Here is a 412-nt window from a genome sequence, read left to right on the forward strand (position 1 = left end):
AGTAGATGAGTACGGATTAATTCATGGAGGTTTTACATTTGGTCTTGCAGATTATGCAGCAATGCTTGCAGTTAACGAACCCACGGTAGTACTGGGAAAGGCAGAGGTAAAATTCACCAAACCTGTTAAGCTTGGGGATAACCTACTAGCCAAAGCAAAAGTTGTGGAGGATCTGGGCAAAAAGAAAATTGTCCACACTGAAGTTTTCAACCAAAGCAACGAGAAAGTACTAGAAGGAACATTTTACTGTTACGTCTTGGAAAAGCACATTCTTGAGTGATTCTTCTTTTTCATTCTTTAATTACAAAGTGGAAAGCAGCCACATCATTCAAAACTTTTTTATACATTAATATCGAAACTCGATATCGTGATCCAATATGATGAGACGCCTTATTCTCGGCTTTATGGGTCT

At 38.3% G+C, this 412-nt stretch carries 1 protein-coding gene; it reads left to right on the forward strand.

All coding sequences use genetic code 11. The annotated features are described in order from the left end of the window. The coding region (locus tag E3E37_RS11290) for a PaaI family thioesterase (RefSeq protein WP_167717444.1) at positions 1-280 on the forward strand (280 nt) is incomplete at its 5' end. Positions 281-412 lie beyond the last annotated feature (132 nt).

Source organism: Thermococcus sp. ES12, from assembly GCF_012027515.1.
Classification (GTDB): domain Archaea; phylum Methanobacteriota_B; class Thermococci; order Thermococcales; family Thermococcaceae; genus Thermococcus; species Thermococcus barossii.